The organism is Scardovia wiggsiae, from assembly GCF_051045985.1.
GTDB lineage: Bacteria > Actinomycetota > Actinomycetes > Actinomycetales > Bifidobacteriaceae > Scardovia > Scardovia wiggsiae.
In genome coordinates, this window is sequence record NZ_CP157350.1 from 1,100,301 (window position 1) to 1,124,185 (window position 23,885).

Consider the following 23,885-nt stretch of genomic DNA (forward strand, 5'->3'; position numbering starts at 1 on the left):
GCGCACCGGCAGACAGGCAGGCTACCGGGGCAAAGACACCGAATGGTCCTTATTGATAACGATCAGCCCGTCTTCATCCAATGAGGCGATACATCCATCAAGCTGCACTGTATCGTTCCACAAGGATTTAAGCTCAGAATAAGGGACAAAGCGGCTCCGGCGCTGCGCGCCTGCAGCTGTACCGGGCACTGTTTCTGCTTCTGCCTGGCGCAGGGCTTTAAGGATCAGCCCCCGCACATACCGGTTCGTCCCCCTGAACTTCTGCCGCGGGCGGGTAGGCTGCTGCCCGAGCCCCGGAAGCCCGGCTGCATAGAACCTGCACAGGCTGTTCAACGGGCATACTGCACAGCACGGTTTTTTCGCTGTACATACGACAGCGCCAAGCTCCATCACCGACTGGTTCCACACAACTGACTGACGGCTCCCGGCCGGCAGCACCTTAGCGGCGAGCTCCCTGTCATGCGCACCCGCAGCACCTCCCGTAGATTCAGCACCGTCAAATACGCGGACCAGGACACGCCGGATATTGGTATCAATAACAGGTATACGGATCCCGAAGGCAAATGACAGGACTGCGCTTGCCGTGTAATCCCCGATCCCGGGGAGCGCCGTCAGCCCGTCATATGATGCCGGGAGCCTGCCGCCGTAGTCCCTGACAAGTGTACGTGCACATTCCTGCAGCCGCAGCGCACGCCGCGGATACCCTAAATGCCCCCAGGCAGAAATAATCTCTGCAGTGGAAGCTTCGGACACCGCCTGAGGGTCCGGCCACATCTCCATCCACTTTTCCCAGTAAGGCAGGACGCGAGACATAGGAGTCTGCTGGCTCATGACTTCGGAAACAAGTATCCCCCATGGGGTAGTTTTCCCAAAACGCCAGGGGAAATCACGCGCACTGCCGCCCCACCACTGCGCCAGTGCACGGTATGCACTGACGGCTGTTTCGTCTGACGCGGCCCCTCCGTCTGCTGTACCGGGGCCCTGTTGGCTGGATAAATGCACGCTGTCGGTCATCATCTTTATTGTTGCAAATATGAGCGATAATACGAAACGCCAGCGCACAGAACCGGAACAGGGGCCTGGACCGGGTAATGGTACAGTTGTGCCGCCGGTCCCCCAGGGTGTGACAGCGATGTTTGAGTACGGGTACCGTAAACCTTCCTACGGGCCGGATGAGCTTATCACCGACGCACACGGGAACCCTGTAAATGTCACAGATGCCATGCTGCAGCCGAATGAGGCGGCCCTTAAGGAAACCTCTGTCCCCCATTTATGTTTCTATTCCCCCCGCATCCCGGGCAATACCGGTTCCGCGATCCGTTTATGTGCAGTGACCGGTTCTGTGCTCCATCTGGTGGAACCGCTCGGTTTCAATCTCAGGGATACGAAGCTTCGGCGGGCCGGCCTTGATTACCATGATATGGCCCACGTTGTTATCCATCCCGATTTTGAGAACCTTGTCAGCTCTATGCCGGGATCACGCATTATATCGTTTACCGCACAGGCGGATGGCCTGTACACAGAGGTTGAGTATAGGCCGATGGATATCCTGCTTTTTGGCCCTGAGCCGGGGGATATCCCCGACCCTATGGATATCATGGCCGGGGAACACGTCTACAAGCAGGTCAGGTTCCCTATGCGGCCAAGCCTGCGCAGCCTCAATCTTGCCAACTGTGCTTCTATCGCTTTGTATGAAGCATGGCGGCAATTGGGGTTCAAAGGAAGCAGCAGGGCATCAGGCGCCCCGGCAGCCGGCGGGATCCCGGATAAAAGCCGGACAGGGGTTAGCAAACTATAAGGCGATCCTGTACAATAGGGTGCAGCTATCCCATCTTTTGTACGCGGCAGAAAGGGCTGCCGCAGAAAGGCACAGGATTATTATGACAGAGAATGGTACCTCCGGCAGGCGGTCTGCATCCCATATGCTCAGCGGCCTGGGCTCTACAGCTTCAGGGATCATTGGTTCCCTGCGCGCCAGGTTCCCTGAGTGCAAGCCCGCATGCAGGGCCTCCGCGGAACATGTCCCTTTTGCTATCCACCATGCCAATATTATCCGCACCCGCAAGGGTATTGACGGGCTGGGGATGAAAGAAGGGTCTGTTGATAATGATATGACTGTCGTCATATCGGAAGACGGTACTATCGAGGCTGTTTTCCCCAGCTCAGATACTGCCAGGATGAAGAAGATCCCAGCCGGCTACAGGTCCATTGATGCACAGGGCCGCTACATTATGCCCGGGCTTATCAATGCGCACGTCCATGTGTTTGGCAGCGGCAGGCGTCTCTCATCGAATATGGGGGATAAAGGCCCGCAAAAAACCCTTAAGCATTTTACTGCTACGGTTTTAGGGCGGGCGATGATACGCAGGCTGACACGGTACAATATCCGGCAGCAGCTCCTTTCCGGCGTTACTACAGTGCGGACTTTAGGTGATATAGCTTATGATTCAGCGGATCTGAGGGACGATATCCAGGATGGCACAGTTACAGGCCCCAGGATCCTGGCTTCAGGGCCTCTCCTGTCTGCGCCTGGCGGACATGGTGCACCGCTGATCGCACTGGAATGCCCCGATGAGGAGAGCGCCCTCGCCAATGTGCATATATTGCTTGACAACGGGGCTAATGCTGTTAAGATCGCTGCGACTGGCGGTGTGATTGATTCGCAGGAGGCTGATGAAGCCGGGCGCCCTCAGATGAGTGAAAGCCTTATGAGGATCATCTGCATAGAAGCCCATAAAGCAGGGGTCATCGTCGCGGCACACGCCCAGAGCCTTGAGGGGGTCAAAGCTGCTTTGCGGGCAGGTGTCGATACTATTGAGCACGGCTCTGACCTCGATAAGGAAGCTGTTGCCCTGTTCCGGCACAATCCGGGTTCACTGAAGGGGTACAGCGCTCTGATACCAACCCTTTCCACTATTCTGGTAATGGTTTCCCTTGACCAGGATAAGGTCGGCATAAATGATACTGCGCGCGCCAATGCGGAACGCATCGCAGAGCATATGCTTGCCGGATACCGCGAAGCTGTGGCAAAAAACCTTCATATAGGCGTGGGGACTGATGCCGCAATGCCTTATGTGACGCAGTACAATACCTGGCGTGAACTGGATTTCCTCGTGCGCTATACGGGCATGACCGCAGCCCAGGCAATTTACGCCGCAACGGCAGGAAACGCAGAAATCCTTAATATCAGCGATGTTACGGGGTCACTGGATGAAGGGCTGTCCGCAGACCTCCTTGTTACTGAAGGGAATCCGCTCGAAAACCTCCGTACGCTTAATAACCCTTCGCTCGTCGTAACACACGGGATCCCGGTATGGCGCCCCCACGCCAGGCATATTGCCGAAATCGACGAGGAGCTTGATACCCTTTAAGCTACACGTTCAGCTGCACGAGATGCTACTGAGGTAAGTGCCTGCGGCTGCCGGAACCCTTTGGCAGAGAATGCTTCTGCTATTTTTTCCGCCAGCTGTCTGGACTGGCCTTTATCAACAAGCGCGATAATGGAGCCGCCGAAACCGCCGCCGGTCATGCGTGCGCCATATGCTCCATTGCTGCGGGCTACTTCCACTACAGTATCCAGTTCCGGCACAGTCACTTCGTAGTCGTAACGCAGAGAATCATGTGAAGCATTGAAAAGTCTGCCGACAGTGCGGATATCTCCGGAGCTGAATGCCTCGGCGAAATCCCCCACACGCCATATCTCAGTTATCACATGGCGCACACGTTTTATTTCCGTAGGGTCGGAAAGCCCGGCAAGCACACGGTCCAGGCCCTCCCGTTTCCTGTCTGCATCACCCCGGGAAGCATCCGCGATCTGGTCAGCAGCCTGGCGGAGATCCCGCACCCCAAGTTTTGCAGCGGCTTCCTCACACGTTTTACGGCGCGCAGCATACTGCCCGTCATTAAGCTGATGCGGGGCGCAGGTATCGACTACAAGGAGTTCAAGCCCATACGCGGCCAGGTCAAAATCCTGCTGGGACACATTCTCCAATGCAGACAGCCCGGGCCGGCAGTCAAGGAGCAGCGCCTTGCCCGACCGGCAGCGCATCGAAGCGTTCTGATCCAGCCCTCCGGTACTGGCACCAGCCATGTCATTCTCTGAAGCGATCGCCATAGAGATCAGAGTGACCCTGCCTTCATCCGTACTCCCGAAACCGAGGCCATAAACATCGTCAAGCGCCAGGGCTGTGGAACATGTCATAGCGGCAGAAGAGCTCAGCCCTGACCCCAGCGGGACACATGATACAAATGCCGCATCAAAACCTCTGACAGCCATGCCATGTTCACGCATAGCCCATGCCACACCTGACGGATAAGCAGCCCATCCTGCCACTCCCCCGGCATCAAGTCCCTCAAGCTCAGCTTCCGCTACGGAATCCGGCCTGACGGCAGACACTGCACGTATCTGCGTATCCTGCCTGGGAGCCAGCGCAATAAAAGTGCGATGCGGCAAAGCGATCGGAAGGCACAGGCCTGCATTGTAATCCGTATGCTCCCCGATCAGGTTGACCCGTCCCGGTGCTGCCCACACACCTGACGGCTCATCTCCAAACGTGCGGCTGAACAGCTCCCATGCCTTATGCGCGCCGTCAGCGTCTGTTATCGCCTCAATGAATCTTATATCCCTGTCCTGTGCCATCATAATTTCCCTTCATGGTCCATATCTGTTATCAGTATGCTGTACCGGAGCCTAACCGCAGTACGCCGCTGCCTTCCGGCTGTTATTTATCGATATCCGTATCGCCAAGCTCGTGGAAGCGCGCGGCGATTTTTTCAGGTGTCGTATCAGATATCCATGCAGCCATTCCGGATTCAGAACCGGCCAGATACTTGATCTTATTAGCAGCACGGCGGAAGGAGAAGAACTGAAGGTTAAGGCGGTAGCTGCTGCGGCGCCTGTCACGGACAGGGGCCTGATGCCATGCGGCAATATAAGGCAGATCCATGCCTTCACCATTGCCTGTATCAAAAAACATATTGCCGCGCTTAAGGAGCACGGAATACATCTGTGCCAGCCCCCAGCGTTCATTATCATTGAGCTGGTCAAGGGTCAATATGCCGTCCCGTACCGGCTGCACATGCACTTCCAAAGGCCATCGGGCAGCAGCGGGGACATAGGCGATCCACGTGCTGTTGCGCATGACGATACGCCCGCCCGCATCGACTTCCCCTTTAAGGATATCGCGCAGAAGGTTGCCCCCTGTTCTGCCGCGGTAGGCTTCCGTATGCTGAAGCTCCTGTTCAAGGCGCGGAGCCACAAACGGGAAACAGTATATCTGCCCGTGGGGATGCGCCAGCGATACGCCGATCTCCTGCCCATGGTTTTCAAAGGGGAATATCTGCTCAATACCCTCCATTGCCGATATTTCAGCTGTCCTGAAAGCCCACGCTTCTACTACAGTGCGAAGCCGGGAAACAGGGAGGTCAGCAGGGAGGGAGTCCTCTTTCGGATCGAAGCATACTACTTCGCACCGCCCTACGGCCGGGCGCTGGGGCCATAACGGGTTGCCGTCCACATACACCGTTTCATCCTTCACGCCCGGGATGCGGTTCATTGAGGGGAAACGGTTTTCAAAAACCACTACGTCATAATCCGTATCCGGCACCTCGCCATCCTGATAGGGGTCGTCCGGATTCCGCGCAGCAAGGGGGTTCCCGGTGGCAGTAGCCCCAGGCCCGGCCGTGATCGGGCGGTTCATGCGCGCAGTCGCCATAGGTATCCAGTCCCCTGTCAGCGGGTCCCGGCGCATCTGAGGCGCCTGCACCGGTATAGGGTTCCCCTCGCCGTCAACGCCGGGTTCGAAACGGTTGGCAAGTTCCCTGGGGTCTCTGAGCTCGCGCACCTTCTCCCCCGAGACATACTCGGGGGTATCGTCCAGATAAAAGAACTGCCGCCCGTCAGACAGCTCTGTCCCGGTGATGCGGATATGCCCCTGTGCATATTCTCCCGGCGTATAGTGCATAAATGTAGCCATCATACTCCTTTTGCTGCTTCTGCAGGACTGCTCATAGCCCTGTCCCCGCAGTGTTTACAGGCGCTGTTTGCCTGCTCTGCTGTTATATGTCATGCTTTCATGATTTATGGTATCAGTAATGTTAGATTTTGTTCGTTTTTGTTAAAATCGAACATTTTCTAACATAAATAACCGGCTTCTCAGAATGCAGCCGCCCTGTTCAGACGGTTTCAGACAGTCACAAGATGCTTCACCAGGCTGCTCGTCTGCTTCCGGCGCGGCCCGTTTAGCGCCGAATCGGTAATAACAGTATCTATCTGTGAGAAATCAGCAAAAAGCGACAGCGATGTACTGTCCCACTTTGTGTGGTCTGCCAGGACGATGCACAGGTCAGCAATAGATATCAAAGCAGAGTTGGTAGCAGCTTCCAGCGAATTGGGGGTAAGGAACCCGCGGGGAAGCGAAACCGAGTGGGCACCTGTAAACAGGGTATTTACCCTCAAGCCCCGGATGACTTTATCGGCAATAGGGCCGACCAGCGAATTGGACCGGGTAACAGCCCCGCCTGTCATGATCACTTCAACAGAGCCGGATGCATCGGCAGAATGGGCAAGCTGCGCAACAGGTATGGAATTCGTCAGGATAGTCACCCCTTCGCAGCGTTTGCTTTCCAGAAAGCATTGCGCAAAAGCATAAGTCGTGCTCCCTCCCCCGACAGCAATAACATCACCAGGCGCCACATACTCTACAGCCTTTGCCGCTATCGCCTGTTTGACAGCTGTTTCCATGCGCGATTTTACAGAAAACAGCGGCTCGGCCAGAAGGGTGCTGGCAGACACAGCCCCTCCATGCACGCGCTTCAGCAGCCCTTTCCCGGCAAGGTCCTCTATATCCCTCCGGACAGTCATGGGAGACACGCCAAGCTGTATGGACAGTTCGCTGACGCGCACGGCGCCTTTCTCATGGAGTTCAGAAAGTAGGGACTGCTGGCGCTGTGTCGGGATCATATAGACATTATCGCACAAAAACGAAAGAATACCGAATCATACGCACATAAGAGATGCATGGATACGGGAGCAAAGGGTTACCGGAGGCGGTTGCTGCCGGGGATGCGGCGTACGCTGAAAAGCCTGGATACACCCCATGCAGTAACACGCCACATGGCCTCAATAACTATGCCTGTATCCATCTTTGACCTGCCCCGGGTACGCTCAACAAACAGGATAGGGACTTCAACGACCTTCCCTCCGGAGTACTCCACACGCCGGGTCATATCTACCTGGAAAACATACCCGTTCGCCTGTATCTTATCAAGGTGCAGGCGCTGCAGGGCAGCAGCGCGGTATGCCCTGAAACCGGCAGTAGCGTCCCGGGTAGAAAGCCCCAGCACAGTGCGGGCATATGCAGAGCCGCATCTGGAAATAGCGTCACGGTACCACGGCCAGTTCTCAGTCCCGCCGCCCGGAACCCTGCGCGAGCCTATGCACAGGTCTGCCTCAGGATGGGAGCTGAGCCCGTTAAGCACACGCTTAAGGTCTTCAGGGCGGTGGGACCCATCCATATCCATTTCACAGACGATCTCGTAATCATGCAGGAGCGCCCATTCAAAACCCGCGATATATGCCGGCCCCAGCCCGCGCTTGATGGACCTGTGGATAACGAAGATGCGCCTGTCCTGCTGCGCCATTTTTTCTGCCAGCTGCCCCGTACCATCCGGGGACGAATCATCCACCACAAGGATATGGGCATACGGGCAATACCGGAATATACCCTCAAGAGTATGCGGGAGGTTATCCTTTTCGTTATATGTAGGCATAACGATAACCGTCCGCGGCCTATAAGAATCACTAATATCAGTAGTACGATCCATCACCACCCATTATAGGGCCGGTCATCGCATATGCATAGTATAGTGGTGTCAGCTTGCAGATATGCGCAATGGCGGCACGTAGAACAGGAATTCAGATGGATACTCCAGAGCTGCACAGGGCTCACACCAATATCGATCCTGAAATAATCCTGCTCCACACTGCCCTTTTCAAACACGTCAAGCCTTCAGAAGTAGACCAGCTGATCCCGCATCTGCATCAGTGGGTTTTCAACAAAGGCGATTTCATTTTCCGCGAAGGTGCTACCGACAACCGTATGTTCATCCTTGAAAGTGGCCGCGTCAAGCTGATCCGCGAATCGCATGACGGACGGATACAGCTCCTGAGCATCCACGGCCCGGGGGAAGTACTCGGCGAAATCCCCGTTTTCGATCCCCTGGGAGGGCCGCGTACCGCTTCTGCTGTGGCAATGCAGGACAGTACGGCCGGCGTCTCGCTCTCGCATGAATCCCTCCTGAAATGGCTCAATGACCATCCCGGTGTGGCAGTCAGCATGCTGCAGGTGCTGGCGCGCCGCATGCGCCGCAACAATGAGCGTATAAGCGACTTCGTTTTCATGGACGTCCCCGCACGCCTGGCAAAAACGCTTATAGACCTTGCCCGCCGTTTCGGCGAGCCTACGGAAAAAGGGCTCCTGGTCCCCCATGACCTTACCCAGGGAGAACTTGCACAGCTTGTAGGCACATCCCGCGAAACAGTCAACAAAGCCCTTATGGATTTTACGAACCGCGGCTGGATCGCACGCGACGGACGGGCTATCATCATCTACAGCCCGGGGAAGCTGATATTGCGTTCCCAGCACTGATCCCCAGCCCAGCACAGCCGGACCCTGCTTATGCGGACCGTGTGAATGGCCTGCGAACCGCCTTGCCCTGGTAGATACTTATCCTTAGAATAGAAGTATGCCAGCCGAAAAACCCAAAAAAGATTTTAAACGTATCACTACGCTTATTTTGGCCTATATCATTTTCTGCGTCGCAGGCGGAATCATCGCTTCCGGTTTCCTGCTGCCCGGAGCCCTTATGGCTTCGGATACAGTCAAAAAGCTGACACCCACACTCTCTACCACGGATAATGTTACGTTCAGCCTGTCTGACCTGCCTCAGCAGTCACGCATGTATGCTTCGGACGGCACGACCCTGATCGCTACGTTCTACGACCAGAACCGTATCAACGTCCCCCTGAGCAAAGTATCCAAGGTCATGCAGCAGGCAGTGGTAGCGCGCGAAGACCGCCGGTTCTTCGAACATTCCGGGGTCGACCCTACAGGTATTTTAAGGGCCTTCCTGCAGACCTATGTGCATAAGGGCGGCGGGACCCAGGGCGGATCCACTCTGACACAGCAGTACGTCAAAAATATGCTTATAGCCCAGGCCCAGGCAGATAATGACCCTATTGAAGCGTACCATGCCCAGGAAGATACCATCGCCCGTAAAATACGGGAAATGCTCCTGGCCCTCCAGATCGAGAAAAAATATTCCAAAGCAGACATCCTCCAGGGCTATCTGAATATAGCCCAGTTCGGGGTCAATACATTTGGCGTGGAAACGGCAGCGCAGCATTACTTTTCCAAAAGCGCCGCCGACCTTGATATCGGCGAAGCGGCAACAATAGCGTCCATCACCAAAAACCCTACGAAATACGATCCTACCGTTAATGTCCAGAATGCCCAGGAACAGCGTAATATCGTGCTGGACCTCATGGTGCGCAGCCGTTTCATCTCACAGCAGGAGGCTGCAAAATACAAAGCTGTCCCCCTTCAGAGCGTCCTTAAAATCAAAGATATCCGCGTCGGCTGCCAGGCCGCAGGCGGTGCAGCATACTTCTGTGACTATGTGGTCCACCGCATACTGAACTCCCCTGCCTTTGGGAAAACACGTACAGAACGGCGCAGGCTCCTGTACGCAGGAGGGCTGAATATCGTCACCACTATGGATGTCAATGCCGAGGATGCGGCGAATGCGGCCGTGCGTAAAGTAGTGCCCGAAGACGATAAGTCAGGGTTCGAGGCTGTTATGGCAGCTGTCCAGCCAGGTACCGGAAAAGTCCTTGCCATAGCGCAAAACCGCACATATGGTGTTGAGACTAATGCAGGGGGTACAACTACCTCCATCAACTATGCTGTTGACCAGATAGACGGCGGAGGCATAGGTGTACAGACCGGCTCCACTTTCAAGCCTATCAATATGGTTTCCTGGCTGTCTAACGGGCATAAAGCTATGGAATCCCTGCGCACTTCTACCGCTTATCCCCTGAAGACGTTCCCATGCGCCCCGGTAAAATCGGGTATATGGAGCGTCCAGAATTCAGGGGGCGGGACAGTTAACCCCGAAACGCCATATAACGGCCTGATTATGTCACATAACACCACACAGGCAGCAATGGCCCAGAAGATCGGCCTGTGTGCTATCACAAAGACAGCACAGACCCTTGGCTACCATAATTCTGCGATCAACGAAAGCGACCTTGAAAAGCAGATGCAGGTCCCCATGATCATCGGTGCGCTCAACGCCTCCCCGCTGACCATGGCTAACGTCTATGCAACCATAGCCGCGAATGGTGTACGCTGCGACCCTATCGCCATAACGAAGGTCACAAAGAACGGACGTGAGCTTGCTGTCCCGAGTGCAGGCTGCAAGCAGGCTATTTCCAAGGAAGTTGCCCAGACGACTGCCTATATCCTCAATAAGGATGTCACCCAGGGAGTTGCGAAGGATGCCCAGCTGGCCGGCGGGCGCAAGACTTTTGCAAAAACAGGGACGGCAGAAGACAAGTATATGGATTCGGTTATCTTCACCAATGGCGTTGCCGCCTATACCACTATGGGGAATATGGAAAGGCCGGTCTCCTTCACCAGGAAGACAGTTGGCGGCCGTACATACGATACATGGTATGGCGCGTATACTCTGCCTATACTGACCAGTTTCGTGAACGATTACGTCAAAGCCGCCAATATCCCTGATGACCCTGATTACGGGCAGCCTGACCACAACCTTATGGGCTGAGGCCTGCGGAAAGAAACGGCAGGCTATTATCTGATGGATATGGATATGGACAGGCAGCGGCAGGTGCATGCAGACAGTATGCCTGCGGTACAGGGCTCCCCCTCCGCAGAAGATGCGTCTGCCACGGTAGGCGTGATTGATGTCGGCGGAGGGTTCCGTTCTATTTTCGGTACTGGGGTGCTCGATGCCTGCCTGGAGCATAATATCCATTTTGACCGCTGCTACGGCGTATCTGCGGGGAGTGCCGATATGGCAAGCTATCTGTCAGGCCAGTACCGCAGGAACCTCCGGTTCTACACCGAGTATTCCTTCCGAAGCCAGTATGCCAGCTTCCACAATATGCTCAGCCAGCGCGATTTTATCAACCTTGACTATATCTACAGCGGACTTTCAAACCATGACGGGGAATATCCCCTTGACTATGAAGCGCTGAGGGATAACCCCGCCACGCTTACTGTAGTCGCATGCAATGCAAACACGGGCGAACCGCATTACTTCACCAAAGACGATATCAGCCAGGATAATTATGATATTTTCAAAGCCTCCAGCTGTGTGCCGGCGGCAAATGCCCCCTATATAATCAATGGTGTCCCCTACTTTGACGGCGGGATCGCGGACCCTGTCCCCGTGGAAAAGGCTTTTGAAGACGGATGCACCAAAGTCGTCCTTATCCTTACCCGCCAGAAGGATGTGCTCCGCGAGCCGGCGCATGACAGGATACCCGGGAGGCTCCTTAAACGCCAGTACCCTGCGGCTGCAGAACGGGTCCTCAACAGATATAAGCTGTACAATGGCCAGATAAGCCTTGCTAAACAGTACGAGGAAAAGGGCGAAGTGCTTATCCTTGCGCCTGATGACCTTCACGGGCTTGATACCCTGAAGAAAACACGGCAGGGGCTTCTTGACATGTATGATGACGGACTTAAACAGATCGCACAGATCCAGGAGTTCATAGGATAATTGCCTGCTGCAGGCATGCGCCCGGGATACAGCTGTTGATAATAACCGTACTGCACACAACGAAAGGGGTGATCCGGTTGGGCAGCAACGCACCAATAGGCGTTTTCGATTCCGGCATGGGAGGGATATCAGTCGTCCGGCAGATCCATAAGGATATGCCCAACGAAGATATCATCTTTTTCGGGGACAGCGCCAATGCGCCCTACGGCACCCGTCCGGCCGGCGAAGTGGAAGAGCTCAGTTTCTCGGCGGCAGACCATCTTATCGCAAAAGGCGCTAAGGCTATAGTCATTGCCTGCAACACTGCAACGAGCGCAGGTGCAGGCGATATGCGCCACACATATGATATCCCGGTTATCGGTATGGAACCCGCGGTGAAAGTAGCATGCGACAGGGGCGGCGGCAGCCCTCAAAATATCCTGGTCCTTGCAACCGAACTGACACTGAAAGGGCAGAAGTTCGCAGACCTTGTCGCCCAGGTCAGGGGGAACAGCACCATACACACCCAGCCTTGCCCTGATCTGGTCACTATTGTGGAATCGGGGCAGCTCAATGACCACACACGGGTACAGGACGCTATCTCAGGATATCTCGCCCCATTTGATGTAGAAGCCCTTGATTCCATAGTGCTCGGCTGTACCCATTTCGTTTTTTACCGGAGCTACTTTGAAGAGATGCTTCCCGGGCATGTGGCTGTTATTGACGGTAATCCGGGGACATCCCATCATCTTGGTACCGTCCTCAGGGAGTTTGGGATACAGTCAGACCGGCCGGAAAGCTATACAGGCGCAGTCACCCTGGAAAATTCCCGCAAAGATAAGGTGACTGGATTACTGGCAAAAAGCCTCCTCCATGGGGACATCCTCGGCTAAGCCCCGGAAGTATCACGCTTCACTGATATCTGTAATACCGGCAGCTTCCAGCCTGTTCAGCTGTGATGAAGCAGATGCGGGAGCAAACAGGTAATCCCGCAGCACACATGCCTGATTATACACAGGGCTTTTCGCACCATACACAAAAGTAATACGCGGCACTGCACGCGAAGACTGTTCCCTGATCGTGTCAATAAGCTCCCCGACCGCACTGGTATTGGCTTCCAGCTGCGCACAGTACCGGGCGGTAAAATCATCAAAAGTATCGGGGTCATGCCCCCATGATTTTCTCAGTTCATTGGTAGGGGCTATATCTTTCAGCCACAGGTCAACACGGGCTTTGTCCTTCGATATCCCCCGCGGCCACAGCCTGTCAACAAGGATACGGAACCCGTCAGCATCATCAGCATCATCATAAACACGTTTAAGGGCTATCTCAGTAACCATATTTCCTCCCTGGACAGAAAACTGCTTATATCATACCTCAGTATTACCATCCGCGGCACCCTGATTTTCCATTTCCGCAGCCCCGGGCGTTTTGCATGTTGTCCCAAGCCCCAGTTTTTCCAATTAAACTCAACGAATAATGTACTTATCAGATGGGAGGCGCGTCAGTTAAGATGGAAGTGTTCACTTAAGCAACGGCGCTTTAGTGAACCTTTGCAATACTTATCCTGCACGCCTCCTGCCATGCCGCCTATGCCTTACTGACTGAAGCGTCTACAGCCTCGCTGCCAGAAATTTCCACAGCAAAACGTGTCGCGAGGGTCTCCGAACAGATAAGGCTTTCAAACTGCTTTACCTGGCCTGCATGGGCAGCGGGGACAGCAAGCTTCAGAGAAATACGGTCAGAAATATCCAATCCGGCCTCTTTCCTGGCATCCTGGACTACCCGGATAGTATCCCGGGCATAGCCTTCTGCCACGAGGTCATCGGTAAGCCGGGTATCAAGGATCACGAACCCTCCGGCGGGAAGGGCTGCCGAGGCATAAGCTTCGCCCTGCCCCGGGGTGCCGGCAGGATCAGAGGCATTCCCCCCGGTCTCCTCCACACGGTTTACCAGTTCGTATTCCCCCTGTTCCAGAGGTATCTCACCGTCTGGGGTATCCACCGCCACACCGCCGTCAGAAGCCTTATGCCAGTCCCCTGATTTGGAAGCCTTGATCACAGACTGTACCTGCCTGCCGAGGCGCGGACCTGCTGCGCGTGCATTGACCTTCAGCTCACTGATAATACGGAGCCCATTCCCGGCTGCAGCCTCCAGGGTACTGAACCGCACTTCCTTAACGTTAAGCTCTGACTTGATGAGATCAGCATACGGGCTGACTGCATCAACGTCGGATACGAGCACGCTCAGTGTGGAAAGCGGCTGGCGGACGCGGATCTGACGGGCTTTACGGAGGGAAAGAGTGCCGGAAACTATCTCACGCACCTTGTCCATTGCTAAAACCAGCCCGTCATCCCGGCGGAGGATGCTGCCAAGGCCAGTACCGTCAAGATACGGCCAGTCGGTCAGATGGACAGATTCCCCGCCTGTAAGCCCGCGCCAGATTGTCTCCGCTTCCATAGGGGCCAGAGGGGCGATCACGCGGCACAGGACCTCGAGTGCCGTATACAGTGTATTGAACGCCTGCGGATCCTCATTCCAGAACCTGTCACGCGAGTTGCGGATATACCAGTTAGTGAGCCCGTCGATATAATCTGCAACAGCGTCGCATGCATCTGAAATAGCAAAACTGTCCAGGCTTTTCTGGACATCGGCAACAAGATTGCGCGTACGGGCAAGCAGGTACCGGTCCATCTCGGGAAGGTGCACGATATCCTGCACAGCCAGCTGATGGGCTTCAAACCCCTTCCCCCCGTTGGCAGCATTCGCATACAGGGTGAAGAAATAATACGTGCTCCACAGCGGCAGCATGATTTGGCGGACAGTATCACGGATGCCGTCTGACGTAACGATAAGGTTGCCTCCCCGCAGGATCGGCGAGCACATAAGGAACCAGCGCATGGCGTCAGAACCGTATTCATTGAAAACACCGTTGACATCCGGATAATTACGCAGATGCTTGCTCATTTTCTGCCCGTCATCGCCAAGCACTATGCCGTGGCAGATCACATTCTTGAACGCCGCGCTGTCAAACAGCGCCGTTGCCATAACGTGGAGGGTATAGAACCATCCGCGGGTCTGCCCGATATATTCCACAACATAGTCCCCGGGGAAATGCTGCTCAAAATATTCACGGTTTTCAAACGGATAGTGGAACTGGGCAAAAGGCATGGACCCTGATTCAAACCAGCAGTCAAGGACATCAGGTATCCGCCGCATAACAGATTTCCCCGTCGGATCATCAGGATTGGGGCGTGTAAGCTCATCGACCCATGGACGGTGCAGGTTCACTTCCCCCCTGTCATCCGTCGGATACCTACCGAAATCCCGTTTCAGCTCTTCCAGGGAACCGTATACATCCACACGCGGGTACCGGGGGTCATCCGAGACCCACACCGGGATGGGGGAACCCCAGTACCGGTTGCGTGAGATGGACCAGTCGCGCGCATTCGACAGCCACTTGCCGAACTGCCCATCCTTGACATTGCCGGGAATCCAGTTGATCCCTTCGTTATGGCTGAGCAGGCGGTCCTTGAACTTCGTCACCGCTACGAACCAGCTTGATACCGGTTTATAGATCAGCGGCGTGCCGCATCGCCAGCAATGCGGATAACTATGCACATATGACTTTTCCTGCACCAGCAGCGCGCGGCGGTCTTCCTCCACACCGGCCAGCGCACCTGTATTATTGCGCATATCACGGATTATCTGCTTATTCGCCTCAAATACACGGATCCCTTCATAGTCCGGGACAATGGAATTGAAACGGCATGCATCATCAAGGTAATCCACGGTACGCACCTGATGGGCGTTAAGGGTATTGATATCGTCTTCACCATAAACAGCCTGATGGACCAGGCCGGTGCCTTCGGTAACATCTACATAATCCGCTGTATAGATAGTGAATGCATGGGGGTCTTCACCGGATGCACCATCCTGGCTTGTTGCCGAGCCGTCCGCAAGGTACGGGAAAACAGGATAGTACCGCCTGCCTTCAAGGTCGGAACCTTTCAGCGTACGGACCACTGTGTAATCGTCGCCGATCTCTTTAGCATACCGCGGGAGAAGGGCTGTAGCGAAATACAGTTTTTTACCGGCGAATTCGCCCGAAACAGGTTCAATCTCGCTGTACTCGATATCCGGCCCCACAACTATCGATAAATTCCCGGGGACTGTCCACGGGGTAGTCGTCCAGAAAACGGCATACGCATCTTCATCACGGAATTTTACTGCTACAGTAACGGATGTATCCTGACGGTCCTGGTAAACATCAGCATCCATACGCAGCTCATGGTTGCTCAGCGGGGTCTCATCCTTCGGGCAATAAGGGAGGACACGGTACCCCTTATATGCCAGTCCTTTATCGTACAGTTTCTTAAAAGCCCAGATCACAGACTCCATATACGTGGTATCCAGGGTCTTATACCCGTGCTCAAAGTCTACCCAGCGCGCCTGGCGGTGGACATAATCTTTCCACTCATCCGTATATTTCAGGACAGATGTGCGGCATGCTTCATTAAACCGGGCAAGTCCCATTTCATCGATCTGGCTTTTATCTTCTATGCCAAGTTCTTTTTCGGCTTCAAGCTCCGCAGGGAGGCCGTGGGTATCCCACCCAAAGACACGGTTGACCCGACGGCCTTTCATAGTCTGGTAACGCGGGATCACATCTTTTGCATATCCGGTAAGAAGATGGCCATAGTGAGGCAGCCCATTGGCGAAGGGGGGGCCGTCAAAAAAGACGAATTCATTAGAAGAGTTATCCCCGGAAGGGCGCTGCTCTACTGATTTTCTGAAAGTGCCGTCAGCATCCCAGTAACGCAGTACTGCTTCCTCCATTTTGGGGAAACTCGGGCTGGGTGTGACCGGCTGTACACTGCCATCTGTACTGCCGGCAGAAGCTTTCGGATACACATGCCTGACGCTGTTCTGCTCACTCATAAAAAGGCTCCTCGTAATACTGCTGTGTTATACGAGGACGATATGCAGGCTGTGGTTTTCACATGCGCGATACCGCGGTACCACCTCGTTTGACAGGACCTGGAGCTGCCCGCTTCGGGCCTGTCCACTTGTGGCGGGCTATATCGGGCCTCTCCCGTCGGGTCTAATGGGGGCGGGCATATGCCTGTCCCGTTCTTCCGAAAGCTCCCCGCTGATAACGGATCGATGCTGACGCTATTACTATAGCATCAGCTGTAACACATACTTCCCGATATTTATTCCTGCATAAAAGAGCCCCGGTATCCCGGGGAGAGGGAGCATATGACCATTGATACCTCTGTCTGCCGCACGCCTTCCCTGTCTCGAACTGCGAGACAGCCGGAACACGCACGCACATTTTATACACACCTTTTGCATATAGTGAACAACCACAAACACCCTGCCGCTTCGCTTAAGGAGAGCATATGGACCGCACACATGAAAAGAAACTGCGCCTGGTTGACTACCTTGTAGTAGCATCTATGCTGTTTGGCCTGTTTTTCGGTGCAGGGAACCTGATCTTCCCGCTGCATCTGGGGCAGCTTGCAGGCAAAAACTGGGCTATTGCAGGAGCGGGATTCCTGATCACCGGTGTAGTCCTGCCTCTGCTGTCAGTACTGGCGATAGCCGTTACCCGCTCTAAAGGCGTATACGATATCGGCAGGCCTCTGGGCCCTGCTTTTGCAATCGTTTTCATGGTGCTTATCCACGCAACTATAGGGCCCTTCTTCGGGACACCCCGTACAGCAACAGTCTCTTTCACCGTAGGTATCGAACCCTTTATACCGTCGTCATACCGGACTGCTGCTCTGCTTATTTTTTCTGCGCTCTTCTTTATCTTCGCCTTCCTCCTGAGTTATAAGGAGAACAGCATATTATCGAATATCGGAAAAGTGCTGAACCCGCTGTTCCTTATCCTCCTTTTCATAGTCTTCTTTATGGCATTCATCAGCCCGCTGGGGAACTCTTTCGGCAAATCGCCGCAGGATGCGCATTATATTTCCGGTGCCTTTACGAACGGCCTGCTTGAAGGGTACAATACGATGGATGTGCTTGCCGGGCTCGCGTTCGGCGTAACCGTCGTGACCACGATACGGCTGATGGGTGTGCGGCACGAAAAGAATGTTGCTTCTGTTACAGCCAAATCAGGCACTATCGCCATGTTTGCCGTTGCTGTGATCTACATACTCCTCATAGCAATGGGGGCTATGTCGCTTGGGCGTTTCACGATGTCGTCCAATGGGGGCATCGTATTCTCACAGATCGTCCAGGCGTATGCAGGCAAAGCAGGGCAGGCATTGCTGGCCGCGCTTATCGTAGTAACATGCCTGACTACAGCGGTAGGGCTCGTTGCCGCTTTTGCCCAGGATTTCCATAACCACTTCCCCAAGGTCAGCTACCATACATGGCTTGCGCTGTGCTGCATCCTGTCATTCATCATCGCCAACTTTGGCCTGGATACTATTATCGCATGGTCAACGCCTGTGCTTATGCTGCTGTACCCCTTCGCCATGGTGCTTATATTGCTTTCAGTCTGCTCACCGCTTTTCAAGCGCGACAGGGCGGTTTACGGCTGGGTCATCGGGTTTACTGCAATCCCGGCCCTCATGGATATGGTCGTTTCTTTCCCGGACACTGTCAGCAAAAGCAGCTTTGCCCTGTTTATTGCGCGGGTACGGGACTTGCTCCCGCTGGCGGATTACGGCCTGTCGTGGCTTCTTCCGGCAGTCGCCGGCGCTGTTATAGGGCTGGCAGTCCATCTGTACAAGCTGAAGGCAAAGCCTGAGGCTTTCAAAGAATATGACAGCTTCATTGAGGAAAGCAATCAAACATGGCCGGGAAACCTGGCCGCTGACGGGAGCCAGCCCGCCGCCGATCTCGATAGTGATACCGGCGGCAGCACAGCGGAGCAGATAGCTGCTTAGCCCGCCGTATCCGCTGCTACCTTCCAATAGTGCCTCCCGCCTCTGGAACATTCAGCTATGCCGAAATCAACGGCATAGCTTCTGAACTGCGCTGTATCGGCTACGGGCATTGCCGGTCCGGAATCGAGTCCGCCTCCTGTAGGGCAGCTGCCTGCATTACCTGCTAACGCAGCATTTCATATGCTTTTTTGACTTTCTTGACATACTCGAACCGTGCAGCAGTGATAATAAGTATCACGCCCGCAAGCGCAAGCCAGACCCACCAGTAATTCCGGCTGAATGCCGCAATATAGCCCCATGACACGGTGAGCACATGGATAACAAGGCACGTCGCACCTACAGACAGAGGAGCCTGCCACTTCTTCACAGCGCCAACAACAACAAGCGCTACACATATAAGCAGGACGCACACAGATCTGGTAATAGAAGTACTCTGGAAAAAGGCTATCAGTATGGAAGGGACTACTGCCAGCAAACTCGCAAGGCCAAGGGCAGGCCAGCTGCGGACCCGGGTATCCCTGGCCATTTTCACACTGCCGCTGATAAACAGCAGTACGGCTGCAGCTATGACAGGCAGCTCATAGAAAGTAAAAGCAGAATGTATAGTGCTGATATTGGCAATAAAATAGGCCGCGCACAGGATCATCGTCGAGTACAACATGGAACTGGCTATATCGGGTGGCTGCAGGTCCACCAGCCGTGTCCCTGATACAGCAGCAACAATGACGACTGCCGCAAAAACCGCATAAAGGACAATAAGGTTTACACCGCTCCACAGCGATAAGTGGGAAATTATCTCAAGGCTGAGGGTGCACACGAACGTATACAGCAGTGTGCAGTGCTCAGCATTATCCATTATTATCCCTGTCCGTCCCGGATTCCGGGTACGCAGCCACTGGCGGTATGCAGCCTGGCCTGCTTCCTGGGCAGGGCTGGGTGCTGCGTTATACCCGTATGCCGCAGGCATACCGGGCCGGGCAGCCTGCCGGGACAGCTGGCGGAGGATGGAAGCATCAGATGCTTCAAGCCTGTCACCCTTGCGGAGGACACTGAGAAGCACATATGCAATGCCTACCGCACCCGCAAATATGCACATCCCCCAGTCGGCGGAAGGCCTCACACCCTCTGCAGATGCGTACTGGATGGTATTGCACACCATCAGAACAATGACCGTGGACGATACGCTGCTCATGATACGGGAAACGCGGTCGGCTGAACTTACAAGGACAAGGCGCCACAGTGCAGCAGCAGCAATAAAAATAACTGTGTATATGATTTTCACCCATAAAATATTTTCAGACCGAAGCATGCTGATAACCGCCAGGATCGGGACGAGTATCCGGGAAACCTGTACTGATACGTAGTCAAATTTATTCCGCGTGACAAGTCCCAGAGCCCTGGCGGAATCATCGGTAACTGCTGCCCCTTCCCCTGCCGTACCGGATGGCGGTACAGGGCTGCCGGCAGCTGCCCGCTGCCGTGCTATCCTGATCTGCCGGTATGCGTTGTACCCGTTGATCGCTCTGGCTCCCAGAGCGATCCACAGGAATGCCGCGACCATGATGACGATATTCAGGAACGCACCGGAACCGGGTAACGCCATCAGATTGAGGATCAGGGAGGTAACTGCAAACAGGAATATATGCGTCAGTTTCACGAACCAGAGCGAAATAAACGCCACAGCAGCAAATACGGCTGCTGTTATAGCAAGGCTCCAGCCGCCTGAATCGACAGCATATGATGGCCCGAAACCGCGGGACTGCGGGAAGAAGAACAACGTGAATACGCTGGGAAGGGAAACGAGCACTTCATAGGTTATGCTACAGAACATCAGCACGGTGACCGCGGAATGGATAAGCCGATAATCGCTTCTGGATTTGAAGCCGTAGCGGTGTGCAACCATAAAGGCTATCGACGGCACAGATGCACAGGCCTGCAGCACAAGCAGGGCTATTTCCATCCTGACGTCGAACCCGGTTGGAAGGAATATAAGGCCGGCAGTGATAACGCCCATCATGCATATAGTAATGCTTGATATGTCGTTTCTGGATATCCTGGCTAGTATCTCAAACAGCCCCAATACTGCGGCAGCTGCAACAAGATAAAGCCCAAAATAATTCTTCAGCAGTGCCGGTGAAGGTATAACGCCCGCAGCGTTCATAAAGAATGCATCAATCACCAGGATGGCGGCCCCAAGGTATCCAAGCCCTTCGGATGTCACCTTGGCCCTGCGTGAGAGTGCCACCGAGCACAGCAGGGAAACGATGCCAAGCGACCCGATGGCAGCAGCCCTCATACCGTTATCCATCTGAGCGTATGCAAAGCCCGCAAAGACAATGGCAGCAAGTGCGACAAGGCCTATGCCAAGCGACAGCAGAAGTATCTGGATCCTGCGCTGAGGGCTGGCAGCTTCTTTCTGCGGCCGCATCTGCCCAAAGCGCCCATCCGGTACGGATACAGCGGCGAGCTGCGCAGGGAGGGTTTGGACAGGCATACCCTGCACAGGCGTGCCGCCCTGGACAGGCTGCCCATAAGGCACCGGACCGGAGGCAGCCTGTGAAGGGGCAGGGGCTTCCTGATCATTCCCATTCCGCACAGGCCGCACAGGTCCAGCTTCATGGACAGAGGCAGCCTGTCCGTGGATATCCAATGATAAAGGTACAGCAGCATGTGAAGCCTGAGAAGCAATATCTGTACCTGCGCCATCTGCACCTGCAACATCCGTATCTGCCTCCCGAGGCACAGATGATGCCGCGCCCTTCCCGGCCGGCGCAGCCTCAGAAAACTGCCTGTACGGCTGTTCGCCATATACAGGAACCGCGACAGCTGCTGCACTGCTTCCACGTATCTGTTCCATAAGCGCTGCCCGCTGGTCGAACAGCGCAGCAGCCTCTTCGGAAAGCCTTAATACTTCTGCTGCACGGGGATCTGCCAGATCAAGGCCTGAAGGTGTCCGCCACATATCGGATATAGGGGTAAAGGTATCAGGGTAAAGCCCGCGGGAACGGAGCTGCTCCGCGGACTGCGGCCAGGCATACGCTGCCGGGATGCCACGGAAACCGTACACCGATTGCCGGATCGCTTCCATCACAGCCACACGCTTCTCCATCGTATCGGCAATGCGCAGCCCCAGCTCAAAGACGCTGGCCATCCGAGGGTCGCCCAGATCCATGCCTGTCGGGGTATACCCCGTTCCGTCAACCGGCGTGAAGGAATCCGGGTTAAGGCTGCTGTCCCTTAAATCTGCTATTGATCTCGGCCAGGCATATGGGGGAACCATGCTTATCATATCGACTCTCCTGTTCTATCAGTTCTGTCTGTTTTCCTACTATACTCATGACAAATATGAATGTACAAACTGCTGCGCATGCTGTGGATAAATGCCGTCCGGCGGCAGACAGGCTGTTACCCGCTGATCTGCCGGGGATTCCTGCCTCCCCCCATCTCCCTTATCCTCAAGTTCGGCAAACTTGGCCTGCATCGTAGGGTTATCCTTGATAAGCTTCTTCACTTCGACATCATCCAGTTTATTGTTTGCCAGGCGCAGCTGGTTCTCGCTGGTCGTCAGGGCGCTCTTGACAGCCTCCATGCGTTTGATAGCATTATCTATCTGCTTTATCGCTTCGTCATAGTTGCGTTTATACGACCGGTAATTTTTGCCGAAAGCGTCTTTGAAGTTATCGAGCTCTTCTTCAAAATTAGTGATATCAATATTCTGGTTCTTTGCCTCTTCCAGCTGCCGCTTAAGGCCTGCCGAGCTGTACGCAGCATCCCTCAGGAGCCCTATGGCCGTTATGAAGAACTGGGGGCGCACGGCATACATTTTGCTATATGACGGTTTCATATAGCTCACATCAACTATGCCGGCATTATAGAATTCGTTGTCAGCTTCCAGCATAGTTACCAGTACAGCATACTCACATCCCTTCTCGCGCCTGTCCTTATCAAGCTCCTTGAAGAAATCGGAATTTTTATGCTTCTGGGATTTTGCCGTTGCATCCATCTCATTTTTCATCTCGAACATGATGGACAGCACTTCATTGCCGTCAGCATCTTTCTCACGGTAGATAAAGTCGCCTTTCGACCCTGTTGAAGAAACAGTATTGTCCTTCTCAAAATAGACATCCTTGAAAGCAGCACCCCGCAGTTTATTGAATTCGTTATAGCAGTACTGCTCCAGGTCTTCGCCAATAGCCTTCGTAGACTGGGATGCCTTGAAATCCTTATAGAATTCCACCTGCTCCTGCGCCGCTTTGAGCTGCGCTTCATACTGGGACCTCTGCTCTGTCAAAGCTGAATGCTGTTTTGCCAGTTCGGCCTCCTGCTTCTGCTTTTCCACCTGCAGGTCTGACTGGGCCTGGGAAAGCTGTTTTTCCAACTGCGATTTCGTTTCAGAGAACTGCCGTTCTGATTTGGCTGATTCTTCAGTCAGCTTCTGCCTCAGCTGCAGCAGCTCTCTGTCTTTTTCGCTGTCTTTTTCAAGGGATATCTTTTCAAGCTGCGACTTGAGCGATTCGATCTCCCGGTCTTTCTCGCTGCGGGCTTCAGCCAGCGCTGCATCTTTTACAGACTCTGCCTTGTCCAGGCTGGCCTGCAGCGCCATAACCTTTTTATCCAGCTCCGACTGCAGCGCAGACAGCTGCCTGTCACGCTCCGAATCCTTCTCAATAGAAAGCTTATCAAGCTGCGACTTCAATGATTCGATCTGCTTATCTTTTTCATTCCGTACCTCTGATAAAGCTGCATCCCGTTCAGATTCCGATTTATCTAACCTGGCCTGGAGCCCCGACAGTTCCCTGTCGCGCTCTGAGATCTGCTTATCAAAATCGGACTGTTTCGTGTGGAGCTTTTTCTCCAGGTCCAGCCTGTGCTCAGTTTCCAGCCTGCCGATTTCCCGCTGGAGGCTTGCGCTGAGCTCCCTGTCGAATTCTTTGCCGCGTATCTGCGCAAGAAGCTTCTGGTATTCATCCTCATTGACAGTAAATGCATGCCCGCAGTGGGGGCACGTGATCTCATGCATACTATCCGCCGCAGCATCCTTAGTGCGGTTAGAGCCTTTTCCCTTTGTAATCGCTGCCATGGCTTTTATTCTACTCGGGAAGCCGTAAGTCCTGCCGGAGGGTGCAGCAAAACCCGCTGAAGGGCGCGGGTGCCGGCGGGAACAGCTTCTGCCTGCAGTACGGCAACTGTCCA

At 54.5% G+C, this 23,885-nt stretch carries 16 protein-coding genes; 7 read left to right on the plus strand and 9 right to left on the minus strand.

Annotated elements, in window-relative coordinates:
- Positions 1–21: 21 nt before the first annotated feature.
- Positions 22–1,014, minus strand: coding sequence for an A/G-specific adenine glycosylase (locus tag ABKA16_RS04660; RefSeq protein ID WP_381000460.1), 993 nt, complete (start codon positions 1,012–1,014; stop codon positions 22–24).
- A gap of 118 nt (positions 1,015–1,132) precedes the next feature.
- Here ABKA16_RS04660 and ABKA16_RS04665 point away from each other — a divergent pair, with 118 nt between their 5' ends.
- Positions 1,133–1,798, plus strand: a complete 666-nt coding sequence (locus tag ABKA16_RS04665; protein WP_381000631.1) for a tRNA (cytidine(34)-2'-O)-methyltransferase — start codon at positions 1,133–1,135, stop codon at positions 1,796–1,798.
- A gap of 82 nt (positions 1,799–1,880) precedes the next feature.
- Complete coding sequence (locus tag ABKA16_RS04670) at positions 1,881–3,371, plus strand: metal-dependent hydrolase family protein (RefSeq protein ID WP_381000458.1); 1,491 nt, start codon at positions 1,881–1,883, stop codon at positions 3,369–3,371.
- On the opposite strand, the gene galK is transcribed toward ABKA16_RS04670, so the two are convergent.
- The 4 genes from galK to ABKA16_RS04690 form a co-directional block, all read right to left on the minus strand.
- Positions 3,368–4,639: a galactokinase gene (gene galK / locus ABKA16_RS04675; RefSeq protein ID WP_381000629.1), complete on the minus strand. Its 1,272-nt coding sequence runs from the start codon at positions 4,637–4,639 to the stop codon at positions 3,368–3,370. The two genes, ABKA16_RS04670 and galK, sit on opposite strands and share 4 nt — an antisense overlap.
- 82 nt (positions 4,640–4,721) lie before the next feature.
- On the minus strand, positions 4,722–5,975 hold the full coding sequence (gene galT / locus ABKA16_RS04680; RefSeq protein WP_381000456.1) for a galactose-1-phosphate uridylyltransferase: 1,254 nt from the start codon (positions 5,973–5,975) through the stop codon (positions 4,722–4,724).
- Positions 5,976–6,184: 209 nt separating this feature from the next.
- Positions 6,185–6,979, minus strand: coding sequence for a DeoR/GlpR family DNA-binding transcription regulator (locus ABKA16_RS04685; protein ID WP_381000455.1), 795 nt, complete (start codon positions 6,977–6,979; stop codon positions 6,185–6,187).
- Between the two features lie 59 nt (positions 6,980–7,038).
- The gene (locus ABKA16_RS04690) at positions 7,039–7,824 is read right to left on the minus strand and encodes a polyprenol monophosphomannose synthase (protein WP_381000453.1); all 786 of its coding nucleotides are present in this window, start codon (positions 7,822–7,824) and stop codon (positions 7,039–7,041) included.
- A 95-nt stretch (positions 7,825–7,919) separates the two neighbouring features.
- Between ABKA16_RS04690 and ABKA16_RS04695 the strand changes: the two genes are divergently transcribed.
- From ABKA16_RS04695 to murI, 4 genes are all read left to right on the plus strand, one after another.
- Positions 7,920–8,648, plus strand: coding sequence for a Crp/Fnr family transcriptional regulator (locus ABKA16_RS04695; RefSeq protein ID WP_007148088.1), 729 nt, complete (start codon positions 7,920–7,922; stop codon positions 8,646–8,648).
- A gap of 97 nt (positions 8,649–8,745) precedes the next feature.
- On the plus strand, positions 8,746–10,848 hold the full coding sequence (locus ABKA16_RS04700; RefSeq protein WP_381000451.1) for a transglycosylase domain-containing protein: 2,103 nt from the start codon (positions 8,746–8,748) through the stop codon (positions 10,846–10,848).
- A gap of 39 nt (positions 10,849–10,887) precedes the next feature.
- Positions 10,888–11,808, plus strand: coding sequence for a patatin-like phospholipase family protein (locus ABKA16_RS04705; protein ID WP_381000627.1), 921 nt, complete (start codon positions 10,888–10,890; stop codon positions 11,806–11,808).
- Between the two features lie 77 nt (positions 11,809–11,885).
- Positions 11,886–12,680 carry a glutamate racemase gene (gene murI / locus ABKA16_RS04710; protein ID WP_381000625.1) on the plus strand — a complete coding sequence of 265 codons (795 nt, stop codon included), beginning with the start codon at positions 11,886–11,888 and terminating at the stop codon, positions 12,678–12,680.
- Positions 12,681–12,692: 12 nt separating this feature from the next.
- Here the strand turns inward: murI and ABKA16_RS04715 are convergent, their stop codons facing one another.
- Together ABKA16_RS04715 and ileS are read right to left on the minus strand one after the other, a co-directional pair.
- Entirely contained in the window at positions 12,693–13,127 is a 435-nt protein-coding gene (locus tag ABKA16_RS04715) for a DUF488 domain-containing protein (protein WP_381000449.1), read from the minus strand.
- Positions 13,128–13,377: 250 nt separating this feature from the next.
- Positions 13,378–16,728, minus strand: a complete 3,351-nt coding sequence (ileS, locus tag ABKA16_RS04720) for an isoleucine--tRNA ligase (RefSeq protein ID WP_381000447.1) — start codon at positions 16,726–16,728, stop codon at positions 13,378–13,380.
- 464 nt (positions 16,729–17,192) lie between these two features.
- On the opposite strand from ileS, the gene brnQ reads away from it, so the two are divergent.
- Positions 17,193–18,692 carry a branched-chain amino acid transport system II carrier protein gene (gene brnQ, locus ABKA16_RS04725; protein ID WP_381000445.1) on the plus strand — a complete coding sequence of 500 codons (1,500 nt, stop codon included), beginning with the start codon at positions 17,193–17,195 and terminating at the stop codon, positions 18,690–18,692.
- 163 nt (positions 18,693–18,855) lie between these two features.
- On the opposite strand, the gene ABKA16_RS04730 is transcribed toward brnQ, so the two are convergent.
- Both ABKA16_RS04730 and ABKA16_RS04735 read right to left on the minus strand, forming a co-directional pair.
- On the minus strand, positions 18,856–21,981 hold the full coding sequence (locus ABKA16_RS04730; protein WP_381000443.1) for a type IV pilus assembly protein FimV: 3,126 nt from the start codon (positions 21,979–21,981) through the stop codon (positions 18,856–18,858).
- Between the two features lie 45 nt (positions 21,982–22,026).
- A complete protein-coding gene (locus ABKA16_RS04735; RefSeq protein ID WP_381000441.1) occupies positions 22,027–23,772 on the minus strand; it encodes a DUF2130 domain-containing protein in 1,746 nt (581 codons plus the stop codon).
- Positions 23,773–23,885 lie beyond the last annotated feature (113 nt).